General features: G+C 72.8%; 12 protein-coding genes and 1 pseudogene. 5 read left to right on the forward strand and 8 right to left on the reverse strand.

Features of this window, described 5'->3' with window-relative positions; translation table 11 throughout:
• Positions 1–262 precede the first annotated feature (262 nt).
• Complete coding sequence (locus ACZ592_RS37260; protein WP_471586181.1) at positions 263–3,967, forward strand: trypsin-like peptidase domain-containing protein; 3,705 nt, start codon at positions 263–265, stop codon at positions 3,965–3,967.
• A gap of 194 nt (positions 3,968–4,161) precedes the next feature.
• The gene (locus ACZ592_RS37265) at positions 4,162–5,112 is read left to right on the forward strand and encodes a bifunctional riboflavin kinase/FAD synthetase (RefSeq protein WP_471586182.1); all 951 of its coding nucleotides are present in this window, start codon (positions 4,162–4,164) and stop codon (positions 5,110–5,112) included.
• Positions 5,113–5,319: 207 nt separating this feature from the next.
• Here the strand turns inward: ACZ592_RS37265 and ACZ592_RS37270 are convergent, their stop codons facing one another.
• The 6 genes from ACZ592_RS37270 to ACZ592_RS37295 form a co-directional block, all read right to left on the reverse strand.
• A complete protein-coding gene (locus ACZ592_RS37270; RefSeq protein ID WP_471586183.1) occupies positions 5,320–6,327 on the reverse strand; it encodes an ABC transporter ATP-binding protein in 1,008 nt (335 codons plus the stop codon).
• Positions 6,328–6,364: 37 nt separating this feature from the next.
• Positions 6,365–7,408 (reverse strand): ABC transporter ATP-binding protein, encoded by a 1,044-nt coding sequence (locus ACZ592_RS37275; RefSeq protein WP_471586184.1) that lies wholly within the window; start codon positions 7,406–7,408, stop codon positions 6,365–6,367.
• A gap of 5 nt (positions 7,409–7,413) precedes the next feature.
• Positions 7,414–8,367 carry an ABC transporter permease gene (locus ACZ592_RS37280; protein ID WP_471586185.1) on the reverse strand — a complete coding sequence of 318 codons (954 nt, stop codon included), beginning with the start codon at positions 8,365–8,367 and terminating at the stop codon, positions 7,414–7,416.
• Positions 8,364–9,458 (reverse strand): ABC transporter permease, encoded by a 1,095-nt coding sequence (locus ACZ592_RS37285; RefSeq protein ID WP_471586186.1) that lies wholly within the window; start codon positions 9,456–9,458, stop codon positions 8,364–8,366. The genes ACZ592_RS37280 and ACZ592_RS37285 overlap by 4 nt, the downstream gene beginning before the upstream one ends.
• 3 nt (positions 9,459–9,461) lie before the next feature.
• Complete coding sequence (locus ACZ592_RS37290; protein WP_471586187.1) at positions 9,462–11,348, reverse strand: ABC transporter substrate-binding protein; 1,887 nt, start codon at positions 11,346–11,348, stop codon at positions 9,462–9,464.
• A gap of 312 nt (positions 11,349–11,660) precedes the next feature.
• The gene (locus ACZ592_RS37295; RefSeq protein ID WP_471586199.1) at positions 11,661–14,384 is read right to left on the reverse strand and encodes a nucleotide-binding protein; all 2,724 of its coding nucleotides are present in this window, start codon (positions 14,382–14,384) and stop codon (positions 11,661–11,663) included.
• Positions 14,385–15,042: 658 nt separating this feature from the next.
• On the opposite strand from ACZ592_RS37295, the gene ACZ592_RS37300 reads away from it, so the two are divergent.
• Positions 15,043–15,195, forward strand: coding sequence for a hypothetical protein (locus ACZ592_RS37300; protein ID WP_471586200.1), 153 nt, complete (start codon positions 15,043–15,045; stop codon positions 15,193–15,195).
• A gap of 128 nt (positions 15,196–15,323) precedes the next feature.
• Here the strand turns inward: ACZ592_RS37300 and ACZ592_RS37305 are convergent.
• Positions 15,324–15,452, reverse strand: a pseudogene (locus tag ACZ592_RS37305) (SCO5717 family growth-regulating ATPase); the annotation flags it as partial.
• A 396-nt stretch (positions 15,453–15,848) separates the two neighbouring features.
• On the opposite strand from ACZ592_RS37305, the gene ACZ592_RS37310 reads away from it, so the two are divergent.
• A complete protein-coding gene (locus ACZ592_RS37310; protein WP_471586188.1) occupies positions 15,849–16,931 on the forward strand; it encodes a hypothetical protein in 1,083 nt (360 codons plus the stop codon).
• Positions 16,932–17,752: 821 nt separating this feature from the next.
• Here ACZ592_RS37310 and ACZ592_RS37315 read toward each other — a convergent pair.
• Positions 17,753–18,040 carry a DUF397 domain-containing protein gene (locus tag ACZ592_RS37315; RefSeq protein ID WP_471586189.1) on the reverse strand — a complete coding sequence of 96 codons (288 nt, stop codon included), beginning with the start codon at positions 18,038–18,040 and terminating at the stop codon, positions 17,753–17,755.
• 327 nt (positions 18,041–18,367) lie between these two features.
• Here ACZ592_RS37315 and rpsO point away from each other — a divergent pair, with 327 nt between their 5' ends.
• A complete protein-coding gene (rpsO, locus tag ACZ592_RS37320) occupies positions 18,368–18,655 on the forward strand; it encodes a 30S ribosomal protein S15 (protein WP_030363216.1) in 288 nt (95 codons plus the stop codon).
• Positions 18,656–18,927 lie beyond the last annotated feature (272 nt).

Genomic DNA, 18,927 nt, shown 5'->3' on the forward strand with positions numbered 1-18,927 from the left:
GTGGCGGGCGGGGGGGTGGGGGGGGGGGGTGGGGGGGGGGGGGGGGTGTGGGGGGGGGGGGGGGGGGGAACCCCCCCCCCCCCCCCCCCCACGCTTCCCCCCACTGATGGTCTGTCCATCGCCGGCCCCTCATTCACCCCTTCGGGCAGGCGCTCGGAGTGAACCGGGGGGTCGCAAGGGGGCGCGTTCGCATCGCGTTCTGTCCGCCTGATCACCGTCGACCTACGGTCGGAAGGACGGGGCACGGTGGGGAGGTTCGAGCATGGCGGGACGCGGCCCGCGGGCCAGGGGCGCCGAGGACGCCAGGGACGCGGGGGGCACGGCGGACGGGACCTGCCCCTCGGTGCCTGCGCCGGACCGGTCCCTGGTGCGGATCTGCGATCTCGCCGGGCGCCCGCGCGGCGCCGGCTTCGCCGCCGACGAGCACGGCACGGTCGTCACCAGCCACGAAGCCGTCGACGGTCTGGCCCGGATCGTCCTGCACGCGCCGGGCGAGGGCACCTGCGTGGTGTCCGCCGACGCCGTGGTGGCGCTGCCCGACGCCGACCTCGCGCTCGTCCGCACCGAGGGACTCGGCCTGCGGCCCCTGCCCGTCACCGTGCGGGACGCCGTGGAGACCGGCAGCTATGTGCGGATCACCGCGGGCGGTGAGCGCGAGGCACGCGTCCTTGGCACCTCGGCGGTGACGTACACGGCGACGGACCGCCTCCACCTGGTGGACACCGCCCTGGAGCTGGCGATCGGCACGGACGGCGCCGACGCGCTGCGGCTCGGCGGCGGAGCCGCGGGCGGGCCGGTCGTGGACGCCTCGACCGGCGCCGTCCTCGCCGTCCTCGGCACCGCCCTGCTGCCCCAGGCCCCCGGCCCGGCCGCGCACGGCCAGGACGAGGGCCAGGACGTCTTCACGCTCCGCCCGGCGGGCTTCGCGGTGACGCTGCGGGACGCGGCCGCCGCCGACCCGGGCGGGCCCCTCGCCGAGCTCATCGCCCACAACGCCGCGACCGTCCCCGCGTACGGCGACGACCTCAACCTCGCGGGCGCCCTCCACCTGACGGCCACCTCGACAGGGTCCGACGGGCCGCGCGCCGCCTCCCACGAACCCGTCGAACGACCCGACACCGCACGGGAGTTCGCCGCCTTCACCGCCGGACCGGCACGGATCCTCGGCCTCGTCGGCGACCCCGGCACGGGCCGCACCACGGAACTGGCCGCCCTCGCCGCTCGGCGCGCCAAGGGCGCCGAGCCCGCCCCGACCCTGTGGCTGCGCGGCGCCGACCTGCGGGGCACGGACGTGTCCCTGGCCGACGCCGTCGAGCGCGCGCTCGACCGCGCGGGGCGGATCCTGGAGGCCTCGGACGAGCCCCCGGCCGCCCGGGGCATCGGCGACATCTCGGCGGACCGGGTGGCACGGCTCGTGCGCGACGCCGGACGGCCCCTGCTCCTGCTGCTGGACGGCCCCGAGGAGATGCCGCCCGTGCTCGCGCACCGCCTCGCGCGGTGGAGCACCGGCACGCAGCGGTGGCTGCGGGACACGGGCGCCCGCCTCGTCGTCGCCTGCCGCCCGGAGTACTGGGAGCAGGCCGGGGCGCACTTCGACGCCGCGTCGCTGCACGCGGCGGACGACGGCGCGGAGCTCCCCGGGTGCGTACGCCTGGGGGATCTGCCCGAGCCGCAGGCGGGCCGGGCCCGCGCGCGGTACGGCATCCCGGACGACGCGCTGGCCGCCGCCGACGCGCGCCATCCGCTGGCACTGCGGCTGCTGCGCGAGGTGCGGGCGGCCCGCCCCGACGCGCCGGTGCCGGGCACGCCGGACCGTACGGAGCTGTTCGGCGCCTATCTGGACGTGATGTGCCTGCGGGTCGCGGTGCGGCTCGCGGCGACGAACGGCCTGCGGGGGAGCGCCGTACGCCGGCTCGCCGCGACGGTGTCCGGACAGGTCCACGAGGCGGCACGGCGGTGTCTCGGCCCCGGCCAGGGGGAGTTGGACACGACCGCGTTCGAGGCCGTCTTCCCGTGGGGAGCGCTCTCGGGCGAGGGTGGCGGAAAGGCGTTCCACGGCTGTACGGGGTGGGCGTCGGCCGTGCTCACGGAGGGGCTGCTGGTACCGGCGGGGGCGGGCTACCGCTTCGCGCACGAGGAGGTCGCGGACTGGATCCAGGGCACGCACCTGGACGTCGACGGCGCGCTGACCGCACTGGTCCACCGCCACCGCGGTCCCTCCCCGGCCCCGGCGGTCCCGGAACAGCGCCGGCGCAGGCCGGCCCCGGCCCCCGCACGCCCGCTGCCGGTGCCCCGGCACCGCATCGGACCGGTGATCCAGGCACTGCTGCTGCTGGGCCGCCAGCGGGGCGCCGGAGAACTGGCCTCGCGACTGGTCGAGCTGATGGACGCGGTGGTGGAGTTCGCGGAGGGAGAGGGGTGCGGTTCCGCCCCCGGCGGTGTCACCTCGGGAGCCGGCGGAACCGACGCCGCCGATGGCACCGATGGCACCGATGGCACCGATGGCACCGATGGCGCGGACAGTACGGACAGCGCGGACGGCGTGCGGGACGCCGCGTGGTGGGCCGCTCATCTGCTCGGTGAGGTGCTGCTGCGGGTTCCCGACGCCACCCCCTACCTGGCCGTGCTCGAACCGCTCGCCGAGCGCGGCACGTTCGGCACCGCCTTCTGGCTGCGTCTGCCACTGGCCGAGGCCGACCGGTTCGCGCTGTTGCGGCGGCTCGTCGTCAGGGACGGGCCGCCGGGGACCCCGGACCGCTGCCTCGACGCCGTCGCCGAGCTGCTCTCCGCGGGACCCGCCGCCGTCCAGCGCCACCTCGTCCAGTGGTTCGCCGACGAGCGGCCGCTGGACGCCGCGCCCGACGCCACCGTCGCCTCCGCCGCGCAGGCCCTGCTCCACACCCACCGGCACCGCGCCATGGACGCCCTCACCGAGGCGCTGGTCGACAGCACCCACGCCCGCGCCGACGAACTGCTCGCCGCCCTCGCCGAGGAGGAGCCCTCCGCCGTCTGCCGCGCGGTCGACCGCTGGGCCCGCGACGAGCGCCCCGCCCGCCGGGTCGCGGCCGCCGCCCACGGACTGCGCGCCGCCCCGCACGCCGCCACCGGCGCCGACCGCGAGCTCCTGCGCTACACGGCGTTCACGCTGCTCGCCCGCCCCGCCGACGACACCCTGCACGGCGCAGCCCTCGCCCTCCTCGTACGCGATCCGCAGACCCGTTCCCGTTATCTGCCGCACGCCCTGCAACGCTTCGCCGCCGGGGACCCGCAGCTGCCCGCGAGCGCCCTGGCCGCCGCCCTGGCCACCCACCCCGAGCTGGTCCTCGGCGCCTTCCGGAGCCGGCTGCACGCGCCGGGGCCGGACACCGACGACGTCCTGTGCGGCCTCGCCGACGTGACCACCCCGGCCCTCGCACACCGCGTCGCCACCCTCGTGCAGGACCTCCTGGAGGCCCGCCCCGAGGCGGCCGGCGCCGCCGCCGCGTACATCGACCGGCGGCTCGAACACGGCCCTGCGGTGCGCCCGGTCCTCTTCCCGCTCGTGTCCGGGCTGCTGCACAGCAGGCCCGCCCGGGTGCGGGCCGCCCTCGCCCCCGTGCTCGCCGCGCCCGGCACCGCGGTCTCGCGCGCCCTGCGGGGCGAGCTGCTCGACGTCCTGCTCAGCCAGGAGCGGGACTCCGCCGTCCTGGAGAGTGTGCTGCGGACGGTGGCGCACGGCGTGGGGGAGTGCGGCGAGGACCGTACCCGTGAGCGCGTCCACCGCATCGGGCTGCTGCTCGTCCGCACCCCCGAGGGCGCGACCTGCTTCGACCGCCGTCTGGTCGAACTGGCGCGCGGCAGACCCGGCTTCGCCGTGCTCGTCGCCGGCTGGATCGGCGACGCGCCGCGGGACTGGGCCGCCCTGATCGGTCCGAGCGCCCGACGGGTGATCGAGAACCTCGCGGGCGGAGTACGCGTCCCCGCCTGAGCGGCCGCGCGACGCGCGCGTCCGGTCCGCGCCCGGCCTGCGTCTTTCGGCGCCGGGACCGGCCGGTAGTGACCCCCGCCACTCCCTCCGGTGCGAGCCGTCACGCGTCGGCATGGCAGTCTTAGTCCTGCGCAATCGGCAAGGGGAACGTACAGACGTACGTGACGTATACGGGTTCGGCGAGGAGCAAAGAAGTGCAGCGCTGGCGTGGCTTGGAGGACATCCCCCAGGACTGGGGGCGCAGCGTCGTCACCATCGGTTCCTACGACGGCGTGCACCGTGGTCACCAGCTGATCATCGGGCGTGCCGTGGAGCACGCGCGGGAGCTCGGCGTGCCCGCCGTGGTCGTCACCTTCGATCCGCACCCCAGCGAGGTCGTGCGCCCCGGCAGCCACCCGCCGCTGCTCGCCCCGCACCACCGCCGCGCCGAGCTCATGGCCGAGCTCGGGGTGGACGCGCTCCTGATCCTCCCCTTCACCACCGAGTTCTCGAAGCTGTCGCCCGCCGACTTCGTGGTCAAGGTCCTGGTCGACAAGCTGCACGCGCGCGTGGTCGTCGAGGGCCCCAACTTCCGCTTCGGCCACAAGGCCGCGGGCAACGTCGACTTCCTGACCGAGCTCGGCCGGACGTACGACTACGAAGTCGACGTCATCGACCTGTACGTCAGCGGCGCGGCGGGCGGCGGCGAACCCTTCTCCTCCACGCTGACCCGGCGCCTGATCGCCGAGGGCGACATGACGGGCGCCTCGGAGATCCTGGGCCGGCCGCACCGCGTCGAGGGCGTGGTCGTGCGGGGTGCCCAGCGGGGGCGCGAGCTCGGGTTCCCCACCGCCAACGTGGAGACGCTGCCCCACACGGCCGTCCCCGCCGACGGGGTCTACGCCGGATGGCTGCACGCGCAGGGCGAGGCGATGCCGGCGGCGATCTCCGTCGGGACGAACCCGCAGTTCGAGGGCACCGAGCGCACGGTCGAGGCGTACGCGATCGACCGCGTCGGCCTCGACCTCTACGGCCTGCACGTCGCCGTCGACTTCCTCGCCTTCGTGCGGGGCATGGCGAAGTTCGACTCCATCGAGTCGCTGCTGGTCGCGATGGCGGACGACGTGAAGAAGTCCCGGGAACTCATCGAGGCGTACGGGGCCTAGCGGCACTGGCGGGTTGACAGTTTGACGGGTTGCGGCTCAGGCGGGTTGGCGGGTGCTCGCGCCGGGCCGGTGGGGGCTGATCGCGCCGTTCCCCGCGCCCCTTAAATGCGCCCTGCGGGCGCCCGCAGGGGGCCGTCAGGGGCGCGGGGAACGGCACGCCCCCCACCGACCCGGCGCGCAGCCGCCCGCGAACCGGACCGCCGCCCCCTAAGGCGCCCCCTCCACCACCCGCGCCGCCGCCCAATGGCACGCGACCTGCGTTTCGCTCGCGCCCGAGAGCACCGGCAGGTCCTCCCCGCGGCAGCGGTCCGCGACACCCGAGCGTGCCGCCTCGCCGGAGGCGAGTACCTGGCACCGGGCGTGGAACCGGCAGCCGCCGGGGATGCGGGAGGGATCCGGGGGCTCGCCCGTGAGGACCACCGGATCGCCGGGCGCCTCGGGCAGGACCGACAACAGGGCCTGCGTGTACGGGTGCTGAGGTGACGTCAGCACCTCCTCCACCGTTCCCGTCTCCACGATCCGGCCCAGGTACATCACCGCCACCCGGTCCGCGATGTTCCAGGCGAGCCCCAGATCGTGCGTCACCACCAGTGCGGAGAGCCCCAGTTCGTCGCGCAGACGGAGCAGCAGCGCCAGGATCTCGCCGCGCACGGACGCGTCGAGGGAGGCCACCGGCTCGTCGGCGACGATGAGTTCGGGCTCGAGGACCAGCGCGCCCGCGATGACGACCCGCTGACGCTGGCCGCCCGACAGCTCGTGCGGATAGCGCAGGAAGAAACGCTCGGGCGGCCGCAGCCCGGCCCGGGAGAGGGCGCCGGCGACCGCGGCCTGCTCGTCCCCCGCGTACCCGTGGATGCGCAGCCCTTCGGACACGGCGTCGTACACCGTGTGCCGCGGGTTGAGCGATCCGCTGGGGTCCTGAAGGACCAGCTGCACCCGCTTGCGGTACGCCTTGAGCGCGCGCCCGGAGTAGTCCAGCGGTGTGCCGCCGAACGTCACCTTCCCCGAGGTCGGCGGCACCAGGCCGAGCAGCGAACGGGCGAGCGTCGTCTTGCCGCAGCCCGACTCGCCGACCAGGGCGACGATCTCGCCGCCCTTGATGTCGAGGTCGACGCCGTCCACCGCGCGGGCGGTCGGTGCGCCGCGCCGGCCGGGGAAGGCGATGTGCAGGTCGGCGGCTGACAGCAGAGGGCCGCCGGACTCCTGAGTGGTCATGCGCGGTTCCTCTTCACGGGTTCACGGGGGCTCTCGGTCACGGCGTGCGCTCCGCCGCCGCGGGCGCGGACGTGGGCTGCGCGGGCAGTGGCGCGCCCGCGTGGACGCAGGCCGCGCGGTGGTGCGGGCCCGCTTCCCGCAGGGCCTGGTCCTCCGTGGCGCAGGAGTCGAGGGCGACCGCGCAGCGGGGATGGAACGTGCAGCCCGTGGGGAGCGCGGACGGGTCGGGCGGGTCGCCCGGCAGGCCGCGCGGCGCGAACCGCGACGTCACGTCGCCGATGCGCGGGAAAGCCGCCGACAGGGCCTTCCCGTACGGGTGGCGGGCGCTCTCGTAGACCTCGGAGGCCGGGCCCTCCTCGACGACACGGCCCGCGTACATCACGGCGAGCCGGTCGCAGGTGTCGGAGAGCACCGCGAGGTCGTGGCTGATCATCATCAGGCCCAGGTCCTGCTCGGCGACCAACTGTTCGATCAGGCGCAGGATCTGGGCCTGGATCATCACGTCCAGGGCGGTGGTCGGCTCATCCGCGATGATGAGACGGGGGTCGCAGGCGAGCGCCATGGCGATCATGACCCGCTGGCGCTGGCCGCCGGACAGCTCGTGCGGATAGGACTCCGCGCGGGCGGCGGGCAGCCCCACGTGTTCCAGGAGCTCGCCGACCTTCTTCTTCGCGCCGGCCTGCGTCGCCTTCTTGTGCAGCAGGATCGGCTCGGCGATCTGGTCGCCGATGCGGTGCACGGCGTTCAGGGAGTGCATCGCGCCCTGGAAGACGATCGAGGCGCCCGCCCAGCGCACCGCCCGGACCCGGCCCCACTTCATGGTGAGGACGTCCTCGCCGTCGAGCAGGATCTCGCCGGACACCTTGCTGCCCGCGGGCAGCAGGCGCAGCAGGGCGAGCGCGAGCGTGGACTTGCCGCAGCCGGACTCGCCCGCGACGCCGAGCTTCTGGCCCGCGTCGACGTGGAGGTTCACGCCGCGGACGGCGGCCGCGCCGTTCGCGTACGTCACTTCGAGGTCGCGCACGTCCAGGAGCCGCGCCCCCTCGGCCTGCCGTGCCCCGGCCGGTGCTTCTTCGGTCACGTCGTTCAACGGGAGGCCCCCAGCCTGGGGTTGAGCACGGATTCCACGGCACGGCCGCTCAGCGTGAACGCCAGCGCCACGATCGCGATGGCGAGGCCGGGCGGGGCGAGGTACCACCAGTGGCCCGCGCTGACCGCGCCCGCCTCGCGCGCGTCCTGCAGCAGGCCGCCCCACGACACGTTCGTCGGGTCGCCGAGCCCGAGGAAGGCGAGCGTCGCCTCGGTGAGGATCGCGCCCGAGATGACGAGGGTGGTCTGCGCGAGGACGAGCGGCATGACGTTGGGCAGCACGTGCCGGGCCATGATGTGGCCGTGGCCGCCGCCCAGCGCCTGGGCGCGCTCGATGTAGGGGCGCGACTCCACCGCGAGCGTCTGCGCGCGGACGAGGCGCGCCGTCGTCGGCCACGTCGTCACGCCGATCGCCAGGATGATCGTCCAGATCGAGCCGGACAGCACCGCGGCCAGCGCGATGGCGAGCACCAGCGTCGGCATGACGAGGAACCAGTCGGTGATGCGCATGATCACCGTGGCGTACCAGCCCTTGAAGTGGCCCGCCGTGATGCCGACGAGCGTGCCGATGGCCACCGAGAGCACGGCGGCGAGCAGCCCCACGGTCAGCGACATGCGCGCGCCCCACACGAGCAGGCCGAGCAGGTCGCGCCCGAACTGGTCGGTGCCCAGCGGGAACTCCCCGCTCGGCGACTCCATCGGCTTGCCCGGCGCCGCCGTCACGCTCTGCGCGTCCGAGCCCACGAGCAGCGGCGCGAAGATCGCGGCGAGCCCGATCAGGACGAGCACGGCGAGCCCGAAGAGCCCGGTCTTGTGCGTGCGGTACTCCCGCCAGAAGCGGGCGGCGGAGTGCCGCCGACGGGTCCAGGCCAGTGACCGCGCGCTCTTGGCGGCGGGCGGTGGTGGTGTCGTCGACGGGGTCGGGGCGGTCGGTGCGGATTCGGTCGTCATCGGCCCACCCGGGGATCGAGCAGCGGATAGATCACGTCGGCCAGGGTGTTCATCAGGATCACCGCGACGGAGAAGACGAAGAAGAGCCCCTGCACCAGCGGCAGGTCGGGCACGCTCAGCGCCGAGTAGAAGAGCCCGCCGAGCCCCGGCCAGGAGAAGACGGTCTCGACGAGGATCGCGCCCGCCACCACCGTGCCGAGGTTGACGAACATCAGGGTGACGGTCGGCAGCATCGCGTTCGGCACGGCGTGCCGGCGGCGTACGAGATCGTCCCTGAGGCCCTTGGCGCGAGCGGTCGTCAGATAGTCGCTGCCCATCTCGTCGAGCAGTGAGGACCGCATGACGAGCAGGGTCTGCGCGTACCCGACGGCGACCAGCGTGATGACGGGGAGCACCATGTGGTGCGCGACGTCGATGACGTACGCGACGCCCGTCTCACCGCCCGACTCCAGTCCGCCCGTCGGGAACATGCCGGGAATCGGCCCGATCCCCACCGCGAAGGTGATGATCAGGAGCAGGCCGAGCCAGAACGACGGCACCGAGTACAGCGTCAGCGCGAGCCCGGTGTTGAAGCGGTCGCCGAGCCGGCCGTTGCGCCAGGCGGTGCGCGTGCCCAGCCAGATGCCGATGAGGGTGTAGAGGACGTACGCCGTTCCGGTGAGCAGGAGCGTCGCGGGCAGCGCCTCCGTGATCTTGTCCATCACGGGGGCGTGGAACTGGTACGACGTGCCGAAGTCGCCGGTCAGGACATTGCCGGTGTAGTCGAAGAACTGGGCCATCACCGACTTGTCGAGGCCGAACTCCTTGCGCATCGCGGCCAGTTGCTCCGCCGAGACGCGCTTGCCGCCCGTCATCTGCTTGACCGGGTCGCCGGGGATCAGCCGGAACAGGAAGAAGCTGGTGACGAGCACGGCGAACAGCGACACGATCGCGCCGCCGAGCTTGCCCGCCACATAGAGGAGGTAGGCGCGGGTGTCGCGGGCGCGCGGCCCGCGGGCCGACGCCGGCCCGGCCTTCGCCGGGTCGCCGTCGGCCCCGGGGCCCAGCGGGCCCTCGGTGTCGAGCAGTGCGGGATTGCTGTCAGCGGTCATGCGTTACTCGCGGTCCTCTGCGGTCGAACGGCGGCGCAGGGCGAACAGGACTCCGCCGCCCACGAGCACCACCGCGGCAGCGGCGATACCGATGATGACACCGGTCGAGCTGCCGTCCTTGGAAGAACTCTTCCCATCCGCGGGTACGGCCGACCACCAGCTCCAATATCCGTCCTGACCGTAGATGTTGCCCGCGGCCGTCGGCATGGTGGTGATGGACTTGATCTGGTCGGTGCGGTAGGCCTCCACGGCATTCGGGTACGCGAGGACGTTCATGTACCCCGAGTCGTAGAGCCACGACTCCATCTCCTTGACGATGCCGGCGCGCTTGGCGGGGTCGTACTCCGCGAGCTGCTTGCCGTACAGGTCGTCGAACTTCTTGTCGCAGATGAAGTTGTCGGTGGCGGCGCTCTCCTTGGCCTTCACCGGCAGCGCGGCGCAGGTGTGGATGCCGAGCACGAAGTCCGGGTCGGGGTTGACGGACCAGCCGTCGAAGGCGAGGTCGTACTCGCCCGCGTACCAGGGCACGGACACGTCGTCGAGACAGTTGACCTTGAGCCCGATCCCGAGGTCGCCCCACCACTCCTTCAGGTACTTCCCGACCGCCTTGTCGTTGGGGTCGGTGGCGTGGCACAGGATGCGCAGGTTCAGCGGCTTCCCGTCCTTGCCGACCCGCTTGCCGTCGCCGTTCTCCTTGTAGCCCGCCTCGTCCAGGAGCCGGGCGGCCCGCTTCGGGTCGTACGTCATCTCCTGATCGGCGGAGGGCTTCCAGGCGTACTCGGAGAAGCGCGGCGGAATGTAGCCCGCGCCCTCGACGGCGTGCCCCTGGAACACCTTGTCGACGATCGCCTTGCGGTCGACGGAGAGGAACAGCGCCTGGCGGACCTTCTTGTCCAGGAGCGCCGGGTTGCCGTCACCGAACTTCTTGCCGTCGAGGGTCTTGGCGCCCGGGTTGGTGGCCAGGGCGAAGAAACGCCGGCCGGGACCCTCGTTGACCTTGATGTTCTCCTCGTTCTTGAGGGACTGGGCCTGCGCCGGAGTGAGCGCGGGCTGCCCGGCCACGAAGGAGACCTCGCCCTTCCTGAGGGCGGAGACGGCCGCGTCCTGGTCCTTGTACGTCTTGAACACCAGCTCGTCGAACTTGGCCGCACCGCGCCAGAAGTCCTTGTTGGCCTTCAGCTTCACGTACTGGTCGACCTTGTAGTCCGTCAGGATGAACGGGCCGTTGCCGACGACGGGGAGGTCCTTGTCGTTGTTGAACTTCGAGATGTCGTCGACCTTCTCCCAGACGTGCTTGGGGACGATCGGCACGTCGAGCGCGGCCATCGTGGCCTGCGGCTTCTTCAGCTCGATGACCAGCTTGGTGGGGCTCGGCGCGGTCACCTTCCTGAAGTTGGTGACGAAGTTGGAGTTCGAGGTGGCGGTGCCCTCCTTCGACATCACCTTGTTGAACGTCCACGCCGCGTCCTCGGCGGTCGCCTTCTTCCCGTCCGACCACTTGGAGTCACCCCGAATGGTGTACGTCCAGGTCAGCTTGTCGGCGGAGGGCTTCCAGTCCGTGGCGAACCCGGGGATCGCCTTGTTGTCCTTCGCGTCGTAGTTCGTCAGGTACTCGTACGTCAGACGGTGGATGCTGGTGCTGAGCAGCCGCTGGGCGAGGAACGGGCTGAGCGAGTCGACGCTCTGCGCCACGGCGACGGTGAGCACCTTCTTGCCGTCGGCCTTGGCCTCGGCCTGCTGCGGGGCGGGATTGAGCGGCGTGGCGAGACCGGCCGTCAGGGTGAACGCGGCGGCTCCACCGGCGAGCACGAGCCTCAGGCGGCCGCGTGGACGGGACGGTACCGCTCTCTTCGGAACTGCTGCTCTGCCGTGCTGATCTTGTGTGTCCATGGGTCGGTGACCTCGCGTCATCGCTCGCGCAGGGATGGCTGGTTGCACGCTGGTGGATCAAGGAACGTCAGCTGGTTGATGTGTGTTTACCAGCGCCAGTCTGCGCGCGTCAACGGCGGGTGAACCCCATGTGGCCTGCGGAAATAACGAGTTGACCGGGATTTCATCCGCATTGGTCAAGACCACTGACGCGTGGCTGGTGAGGGGGTGACGGCAGGGAGAGGAGGGGACTTGGCCTGGTGGGGACGGGGCAGACAAGCAGGTGGGCCCGCACCGAGGAACGGTGCGGGCCCACTGCGAGGTTGACGGAGGCTACTGCTGCGGGGGTGGCGGCTGCTGGAACGGCGCCCCGGGCTGGAACGGCGCCCCCGGCTGAACGGGTGGCGGCGCCTGTCCTTCCTGCGGCTGAGGAGGCTGGGGCCGGCTCTGCGGCGCCTGGGGTTGCTGGGGCTGGCCCTGCGGCGGCGCCTGCCACCCCTGCGGGGCTCCGGGCTGCTGCGGATAGGGCTGCTGCCCGGGCTGGGGCTGCTGGGGCTGCTGGGGCTGAGGTTGCTGGGGGGCGTACGGCTGGGGCTGGCCCGGGTAGGGCTGCTGTCCCCCCTGCGGCGGAGGCTGCTGCCCCGGCTGCTGAGGAGCGTGCCCCGGCTGCGGCTGCTGAGGAGCGTACGGCTGCGGCTGCCCGCCCCCGGGCCCCTGCTGCCCCGGCATCGGCGGAGCCATGTGCGGCGGCGGATTCCCGTCCGACGTCCACAGCCCCTGGTTTTGCTGGGCCCGTACGAAGTCCTCGGCCACCAGCGCCGAGAGGTTGAAGTACGCCTCCCGGACCTTTGGCCGCATCATGTCGAGGTCGACCTCCGCGCCTGCGGCGAGGTGCTCGTCGAAGGGGATGACGACCACGCCGCGGCACCGCGTCTCGAAGTGCGACACGATGTCGTCGACCTTGATCATCTTGCCGGTCTCGCGCACGCCGGAGATGACGGTGAGGGAGCGCGAGACGAGGTCGGCGTACCCGTGCGCGGACAGCCAGTCCAGCGTGGTCGACGCGCTGCTCGCACCGTCGACGGACGGCGTCGAGATGATGATCAGCTGATCGGCGAGGTCGAGGACGCCCCGCATGGCGCTGTACAGCAGACCCGTGCCGGAGTCGGTCAGGATGATCGGGTACTGCTTGCCCAGGACGTCGATCGCGCGCCGGTAGTCCTCGTCGTTGAAGGTGGTCGACACGGCCGGGTCGACGTCGTTGGCGATGATCTCGAGCCCGGACGACGCCTGCGAGGTGAAGCGCCGGATGTCCATGTACGAGTTGATGTACGGGATCGCCTGGACGAGGTCACGGATGGTGGCCCCCGTCTCGCGCCGCACGCGACGGCCGAGGGTGCCGGCGTCGGGGTTGGCGTCGATCGCGAGGATCTTGTCCTGGCGCTCGGTGGCGAGCGTGGAGCCGAGCGCCGTGGTGGTGGTCGTCTTGCCCACGCCGCCCTTGAGGCTGATGACGGCGATCCGGTAGCAGGAGAGCACCGGGGTCCGGATCAGCTCCAACTTCCGCTGCCGCTCGGCCTCTTCCTTCTTCCCGCCGAGCTTGAACCGCGAACCGCCGCTCGCGGGCCGACTGCTCTTGGCCTTCGGCTTGGTGTTGCGCAGCAGCCGGTCGGAGGAGAGCTCGACGGCGGCGGTGTAGCCGAGCGGGGCGCCCGGGTTGGTCCGCTCCCGCTGATCGTGCTGCACGGCCTGCGGCCAGGCGGCGCCGGTACGGGGGTCGATGGGCGGCTGACCGGGCTGACCGGGCTGGCCCTGCTGCACCGGCTGTTCCTGCTGTCCGGGCTGGCCCTGCTGGGGCGCCTGCGCCTGCGGCTGCGGCTGCGGCTGCGGCTGCGGCTGATGGGGCGCTTGGGGTGCCTGGGGTGCCGTGGGCTGAGGGCTCTGCTGGGGGAAGCCGTAGCCGCCGGGCTGGGCACCCTGCTGCGGGAATCCGTAACCACCGGCCTGAGCCGGCGGCTGGCCCTGGACGGGCGGCTGGGGCTGGTGTGCCTGGGGCTGCGGCGGGGCCTGGTGCTGGGGCGCCTGAGGCTGCGCTTGTGTCTGCGGCTGTGTCTGCGGCTGGGGTGCCGGCGCTTGCTGCTCCGGGACGGCGGGCTGCTGTGACTGAACCGGCTGCTGCCCCGGAAGCGGTTGCTGCCCGGGAGCCGGCTGCTGTCCGGGCATCGGCTGACCGGGCAGGCCCGGTTGCGGTGCCTGCTGGACCGGATGCTGCGCTTGCGGCGCGTAGGGCGCCTGCTGTGCCTGTGGCGCGTACGGAGCGGGCTGCTGCGGGAACCCGTAACTGCCGCCCTGGGGAGGCGAGTTGGGGGCAACCGGGTTGGCGGGGGCGGGCGGCGCGGGTGCGTGGGGCGCGACGGGCGAGGCAGGCGTGGACTGCGGGAATCCGTAGCCTCCCTGCGGCGCCGCGGGAGCCGGTGCCCCGGCGGCCGGGGCGACCGGCGCGGGCCAGGCACCCGGTGCCGGCTGCGGAGCCTGCGGCTGTACGGGCTCGGGCGCGGCCTGCACCGGCTGGGCCGGGGGCGGGGTCGGCTGGGGCGCGGGCCACTGCGGCGCCGAGGCCGGAGCCGCGGGCTGGAACGCGGGCGGCAACGGCGGCAGCCCGTCCTGCGTCGCGGCCGGTGGCGGGGTCCACGACGGCGGTACGGAGTCCTGCACGGCGTCCTGCGGAACGGAGTCCTCGGGTGCGGCGTCCCTGACGGACCCGGAACCGGCGTCAGCACTCGCGTCGATGTCCGCGTCGATCTCCGCGTCCGGGGTCTCGCCGGAGACCTCGTCGCGTCCGGCGCTCAAGTCGGTCACGTCGGCGTGGGCGTCGGCACTGTCATCGGCATCGGCCTCGCCGCTGTCGACCGGCTCCTCCGAAGCGGCGGGAGCCTCCGAGCCCTCCGAGTCCTCCGAGCGTCCCGAGCCCTCTCCGGCCTCCGAGCGCTCCGCGGCCTCTGCCGCGGCGGTCCGCTCCTCGATCTCCCGCTTCAGCGCGCGCGAGGAGAACCGCATGGTGGCGCCGCTCTCGAGATCACCATCACCGAAGCTCTCACCGACAGGCTCGGCGGGCTCGACGACGTCATCCCCCACCTCGTCGGCACCCGCACTCGCATCGGCATCCGCACCCGCATCTATATCCACAGAAGTAGGCGCAGGGGCAGGGGCAGGAATCGAGGTCGACGCGACCTCGCCCACAGGAGGAGCCCAGGTCCTGCGCTCTTCCTCGGCAGGAGTCCCGGCCTCGGCCGCACCCGCGGCCGCACCCTCGGCTTCGGCCTCACCGGCCTGTCCCTCGGCCTCGATCAGGGCGTCGACCTCGTTCTTCGGCACCACCCCGGTCACGTGGACCGAGGCCGCGGGCCCGGCAAGGGCACCGCTCCAGTCGGCGGCGCCACCACCGGCGGCCACGGGCGGGACGACGGACGACGTGGGCGGTACGGGCGGCAGAACCGAGGGAACGGATGCTACGGAAGGCGCGGCAGCCGCGTCCGACACCTCGGCGTCCGCTGCCTCCTCCTCGACCCTTTCCTCCTCGACCTTTTCCTCCGGCGCTTCCGGAGCCGCAGGCTGGAACCCACTGCCCACGGGCAGCTTCGGCACCGCACCGGGCACACCCGCCGACGGCGGAGAAAGGGGCAGGGGAGGGGGCGGGGGAGCCGAGAAGGACGGCATGGCGGGCGGCGGCGGTGTCGAGGAGGCCGCCGCGGGAGCCGCCGGACCGGTGTCGACCGACGCGGCCGGAGTGGAGGCCCCCGACTCGGACACGGGCGCAGCGGTCGTGGGCGCGGGGAAAGCTGAAGCGTCGGACGCGGGCGCGGGGTGAGCGGGCGCGTCGGACGCGGGAGCCGGAGGAGTGGAGACGGGCGGCGCGGAAACCGGCGGAGTGGGCGCGGACGGCGTGGAGACGGGCGGCGCCGAAGGCGTCTCACCCGCGGTGCCCGAAGCGTTCTGCGTGTACCAGGCGGGCGGGGCGTAGTCGATGGTGAACTCGCCCGTCGTCTCGGCAGCGGACTCCGCGTCGGACTGATCATCGACGGGTGAGTCCCAGCCCCCGCGGATCTCGTCCCGATCGCTGTTCACAATGCCTCCTGATGTGGTCGAGCACCCTCGTGCCGTGGTGGGGGGCGACCGTTCCTGTCGTCCGATCCGCCTGGCTCTCCCCGTTGAGGGACGCGCACGAACCGCTCGAGGGTTCTGGCGTCGCGCCCTGTCCCAGCCTAATCACCAAAACCACCGGCACGGCAGGGCAGTCCACCCCACCAATGCTGTCCGTTGCGTCACTCCGCGGGCAGGGGCGTTCCACGTACATCAAACCGTGACGGACAAACCACCCAACAGGCGAAATTCCATGGCTAATTGGAGCGATGTCTGGGGGCTGCCGCGGTGAACGGCGAAAGATAAGGTCCGCCCGTACGTCTGTGACCTGGTGCGGTTCGTGGGGGTGCGGTTGCGGTTCGGTTCGAGGGGGCGGGCTCGATGCGACGTTGGATCAAGGTGGCGGCGGCGGCTGCGGCCGCCCTCGCGGTGGGCGGATACATCGCCGAGCCCCACGTACAGGACTGGATCCTGGCCCGAGGTGCCTGTGACGGAGCGCTGCCCCGGGAGGCGGTGGACCGGCTCGCCCCGGACGGCACGCACCTGAAGGCGCAGAAGTCCCGGCTCGTGGACGGCCTCGGTCGCTACAGCTGCAGCCTGACCCTCGACGGTGACGGCGTGCGGGACGAGCGCCTGGTGCAGATGGAGGCGTTCACGCGGCGCGACGACCGGGACCGGGAGTTCATGTCGGTCTTCTCGGACAGCGGCTTCTCCCGTCAGGCCCGGCTGCCCGACGGGCTGCCCGGATTCGTCGACGAGTTCGGCTCCGTCCAGCTCCTGCTGTCCTGCCCGGACCTGGCCGAGGACGAGGAGGGCAGGCCCGGCAGGCTCCTCGTGCGGACGACCTTCGGACGGTCCGTCAACGCGGGTGTGCCGGGAGCCGGGTACCGCACGGCCGTCGCCCTGGCCAACAAGGCGTCGGACAAGCTGGGTTGTGGCGCGAAGCGGCTCCGGCCCCCGGAGCGGAACGTCGCGATGGCGCAGCCGGACGAGGACGACGCGAAGGCCGTTCCGCTGTCGAGGGCGAAGGGCACGCCCTGCGCGTGGGCGGCGCGCGCCGGTCTGCCGAAGGGCACGGAGTGGCGGATCGAGGCGAACATGAACGACGTCGCCCCCACCGGCCGCTGCGACCTCTACGTCAAGAACACCGGTAGCACCGGTAACACCGGGAACCCAGAGGCGGGGGAGAGCGGCGGGGGCGAGGAGGAAGACGTGCAGTCGGTGATGTTCTTCGCCGCCTGGTACGGGGACTGGAGCAACCGTCTCCTCGGAGACGGAACGATCGGCAAGCCGCCGTCCGTGACGGCCACCGCCCGCTGCGACGGCGAGTCCGCCCACTACGCGCTCGACGCGGCGGACGACACCCCGGGAGTCGGCGAGGCGGCCAAGCGGCGGATGGTGAAGGAGTTCGCGAAGGACCAGGTGCGGCGCCGCGGCTGCTCGGACCTCCGCGTCTCCTCCTGACCCGTCCGACAGCCGGACGTCGACCGCCAGAACCTCAGAACCGCAACCACAGCGCCCGTACCTACGAGTCGTCGAGCAGTTGCCGCATGGTGGCGGCCCGTCGGGCGGGCACCTTCCGCTTCCCGGCCCACGGGCCGAGAGCGAAGAACATCTGCCGCCGGTGTCGCTCCCGGTGTCCCTGAGGGCGGCGGCCACCGCGCAGGCGCTCCGGGCCTGCGCCATGGTGTGCGGACGGTCCCGGCCCGCCGAGCCGGCGGCGGCCTCGATCACGCGTCCGAAGGCGCGGGCGCCGTCACCACAGACCTTCTCGTGGGCCGGCATCCTGCGGTCCGCTCCGAGCCGCCGAGGTCGTCGCCCGGATCCAGGGCCCGGGTGGCGGCGGAGAAAGCGTCGGCCGGCGCGCGGACCCGGGCGGGCACCCGCGGACACGGCTCTTCGTCCGGGGAGTCGTCGACGGCGAGGGGTATCGCCACCCCGGCCGCGACCACCGACAGCGCCACCGCGGGGACGAACACCCGGTGCCGCCCCGCCGGCCCTCTCGGCCCGCGCAGACGACGCGGACTCCCGTCGGCCGCACTTCAGGTCCGACCCCGCACCGCTGACACCCCTCGGCGCCTCTGTCACCGCTCTCCCCGTTCCGTGTCCGGGCAGGGTGGCGACCCTGTGGGACGCGCCCGTGGGGCCCGTGGGAGCGGACCCCGGAGCGGCACCCCCGTACACGCCCCTGGAAGCGCGCGGGAGGACACCCGGGATCAGCCCTGCCCGGCACCGGGTCCTGCCCGGCACCGGCCCTGATCGGCCCCGTCCTACTCGGCCCGGCCCTACTCGGCGGGCAGCCCGCCGTTGCGCACCGAGGGCTCGAGATCGAATTCCCCGTCCCGTGCCCCGAGCACGAAGGCCCGCCACTCGGCCTCCGTGTACCGCAGCACCGTCCCCGGATCGAGGGAGGACCGCATGGCGACGGCGCCCGCGGGCAGATAGGCGATCTCGACCCGCTCCTCGTGCTCCTCCGTACCCGGAGCGCTCTGCCACTCGACATCGGAGATGTCGAGTGCGTAGAGCTCCTCCTTCTCGCGTTCCTTGCGTGCCTTGTCCTGCGCCTCGGTCATGGCGAAGCGGTCCCTTCACGACGTACGAAAGAGCTGTCCGGTTAGCCTACTGGGGGCATTCCGCCCTGTTCAGGGGTTTCGCAGGGCCACGTCCGGACCCGCACGGGCCGGCTGATACCCTGTGAAACAACCGCCTGTATGCGCACCCCCGAATCCCCAGGGATACGGACCCGCCACACCGGCCCGTCAAGGGGACCGGAAGGGACCGGCCCCGGCAGGGGACGGGACGCGCCCGGCGGCCCATTCCGCCTCCCGAGTCACGGAAGCTCCCCTGAGATGTAGACCAGGGGCACTCGGAGGCACTCGAAGACATCACGAGGAGTACGCGTGTCGCTCGACGCCGCTACGAAGAAGCAGATCATGACCGAGTTCGGCCAGAAGGAGGGCGACACCGGCTCCCCCGAGGTTCAGGTGGCGCTGCTCTCCCGCCGCATCTCGGACCTGACCGAGCACCTCAAGACCCACAAGCACGACCACCACAGCCGTCGTGGTCTGCTGATCCTGGTCGGCCAGCGCCGCCGCCTGCTGCAGTACCTGGCCAAGAAGGACATCCAGCGCTTCCGTGCCCTGGTTGACCGCCTGGGTATCCGCCGCGGTGCTGCGGGCGCCAAGTAAGACATCGTGAAGGGAGCGGTTCCCACTCGAAGGGGGCCGCTCCCTTTGCTGTACATGCGCGGTGTCGCCGACGCTTTGTAGTCTGGTGACACACGCACGTCCCCATGGGCAGGGACCGGGTACGACGCACGGCCCACGCCCCATGGACACGGACACGTGAGCACGACCCCCACGAGGGAGAGGCGCACCCAGCCGCCGCCGGTCCTCGGTAGTGGCCCCCGGGAGACATCCCCGGGTGCTTCGATCGAAGACCGGCCCGCACACACGGCGCG

The sequence above is a fragment of the Streptomyces sp. NPDC040622 genome (assembly GCF_055593965.1).

Coding starts and splice junctions, on each gene's coding strand:
- ACZ592_RS37260 (WP_471586181.1), top strand. CDS start 263: ATGGCGGGACGCGGCCCGCGGGCCAGGGGCGCCGAGGACGCCAGGGAC.
- ACZ592_RS37270 (WP_471586183.1), bottom strand. CDS start 6,327: ATGACCACTCAGGAGTCCGGCGGCCCTCTGCTGTCAGCCGCCGACCTG.
- ACZ592_RS37280 (WP_471586185.1), bottom strand. CDS start 8,367: ATGACGACCGAATCCGCACCGACCGCCCCGACCCCGTCGACGACACCA.
- ACZ592_RS37285 (WP_471586186.1), bottom strand. CDS start 9,458: ATGACCGCTGACAGCAATCCCGCACTGCTCGACACCGAGGGCCCGCTG.
- ACZ592_RS37290 (WP_471586187.1), bottom strand. CDS start 11,348: ATGGACACACAAGATCAGCACGGCAGAGCAGCAGTTCCGAAGAGAGCG.
- ACZ592_RS37295 (WP_471586199.1), bottom strand. CDS start 14,384: ATGCGGTTCTCCTCGCGCGCGCTGAAGCGGGAGATCGAGGAGCGGACC.
- ACZ592_RS37300 (WP_471586200.1), top strand. CDS start 15,043: ATGGCGGGCGGCGGCGGTGTCGAGGAGGCCGCCGCGGGAGCCGCCGGA.
- ACZ592_RS37310 (WP_471586188.1), top strand. CDS start 15,849: ATGCGACGTTGGATCAAGGTGGCGGCGGCGGCTGCGGCCGCCCTCGCG.
- ACZ592_RS37315 (WP_471586189.1), bottom strand. CDS start 18,040: ATGACCGAGGCGCAGGACAAGGCACGCAAGGAACGCGAGAAGGAGGAG.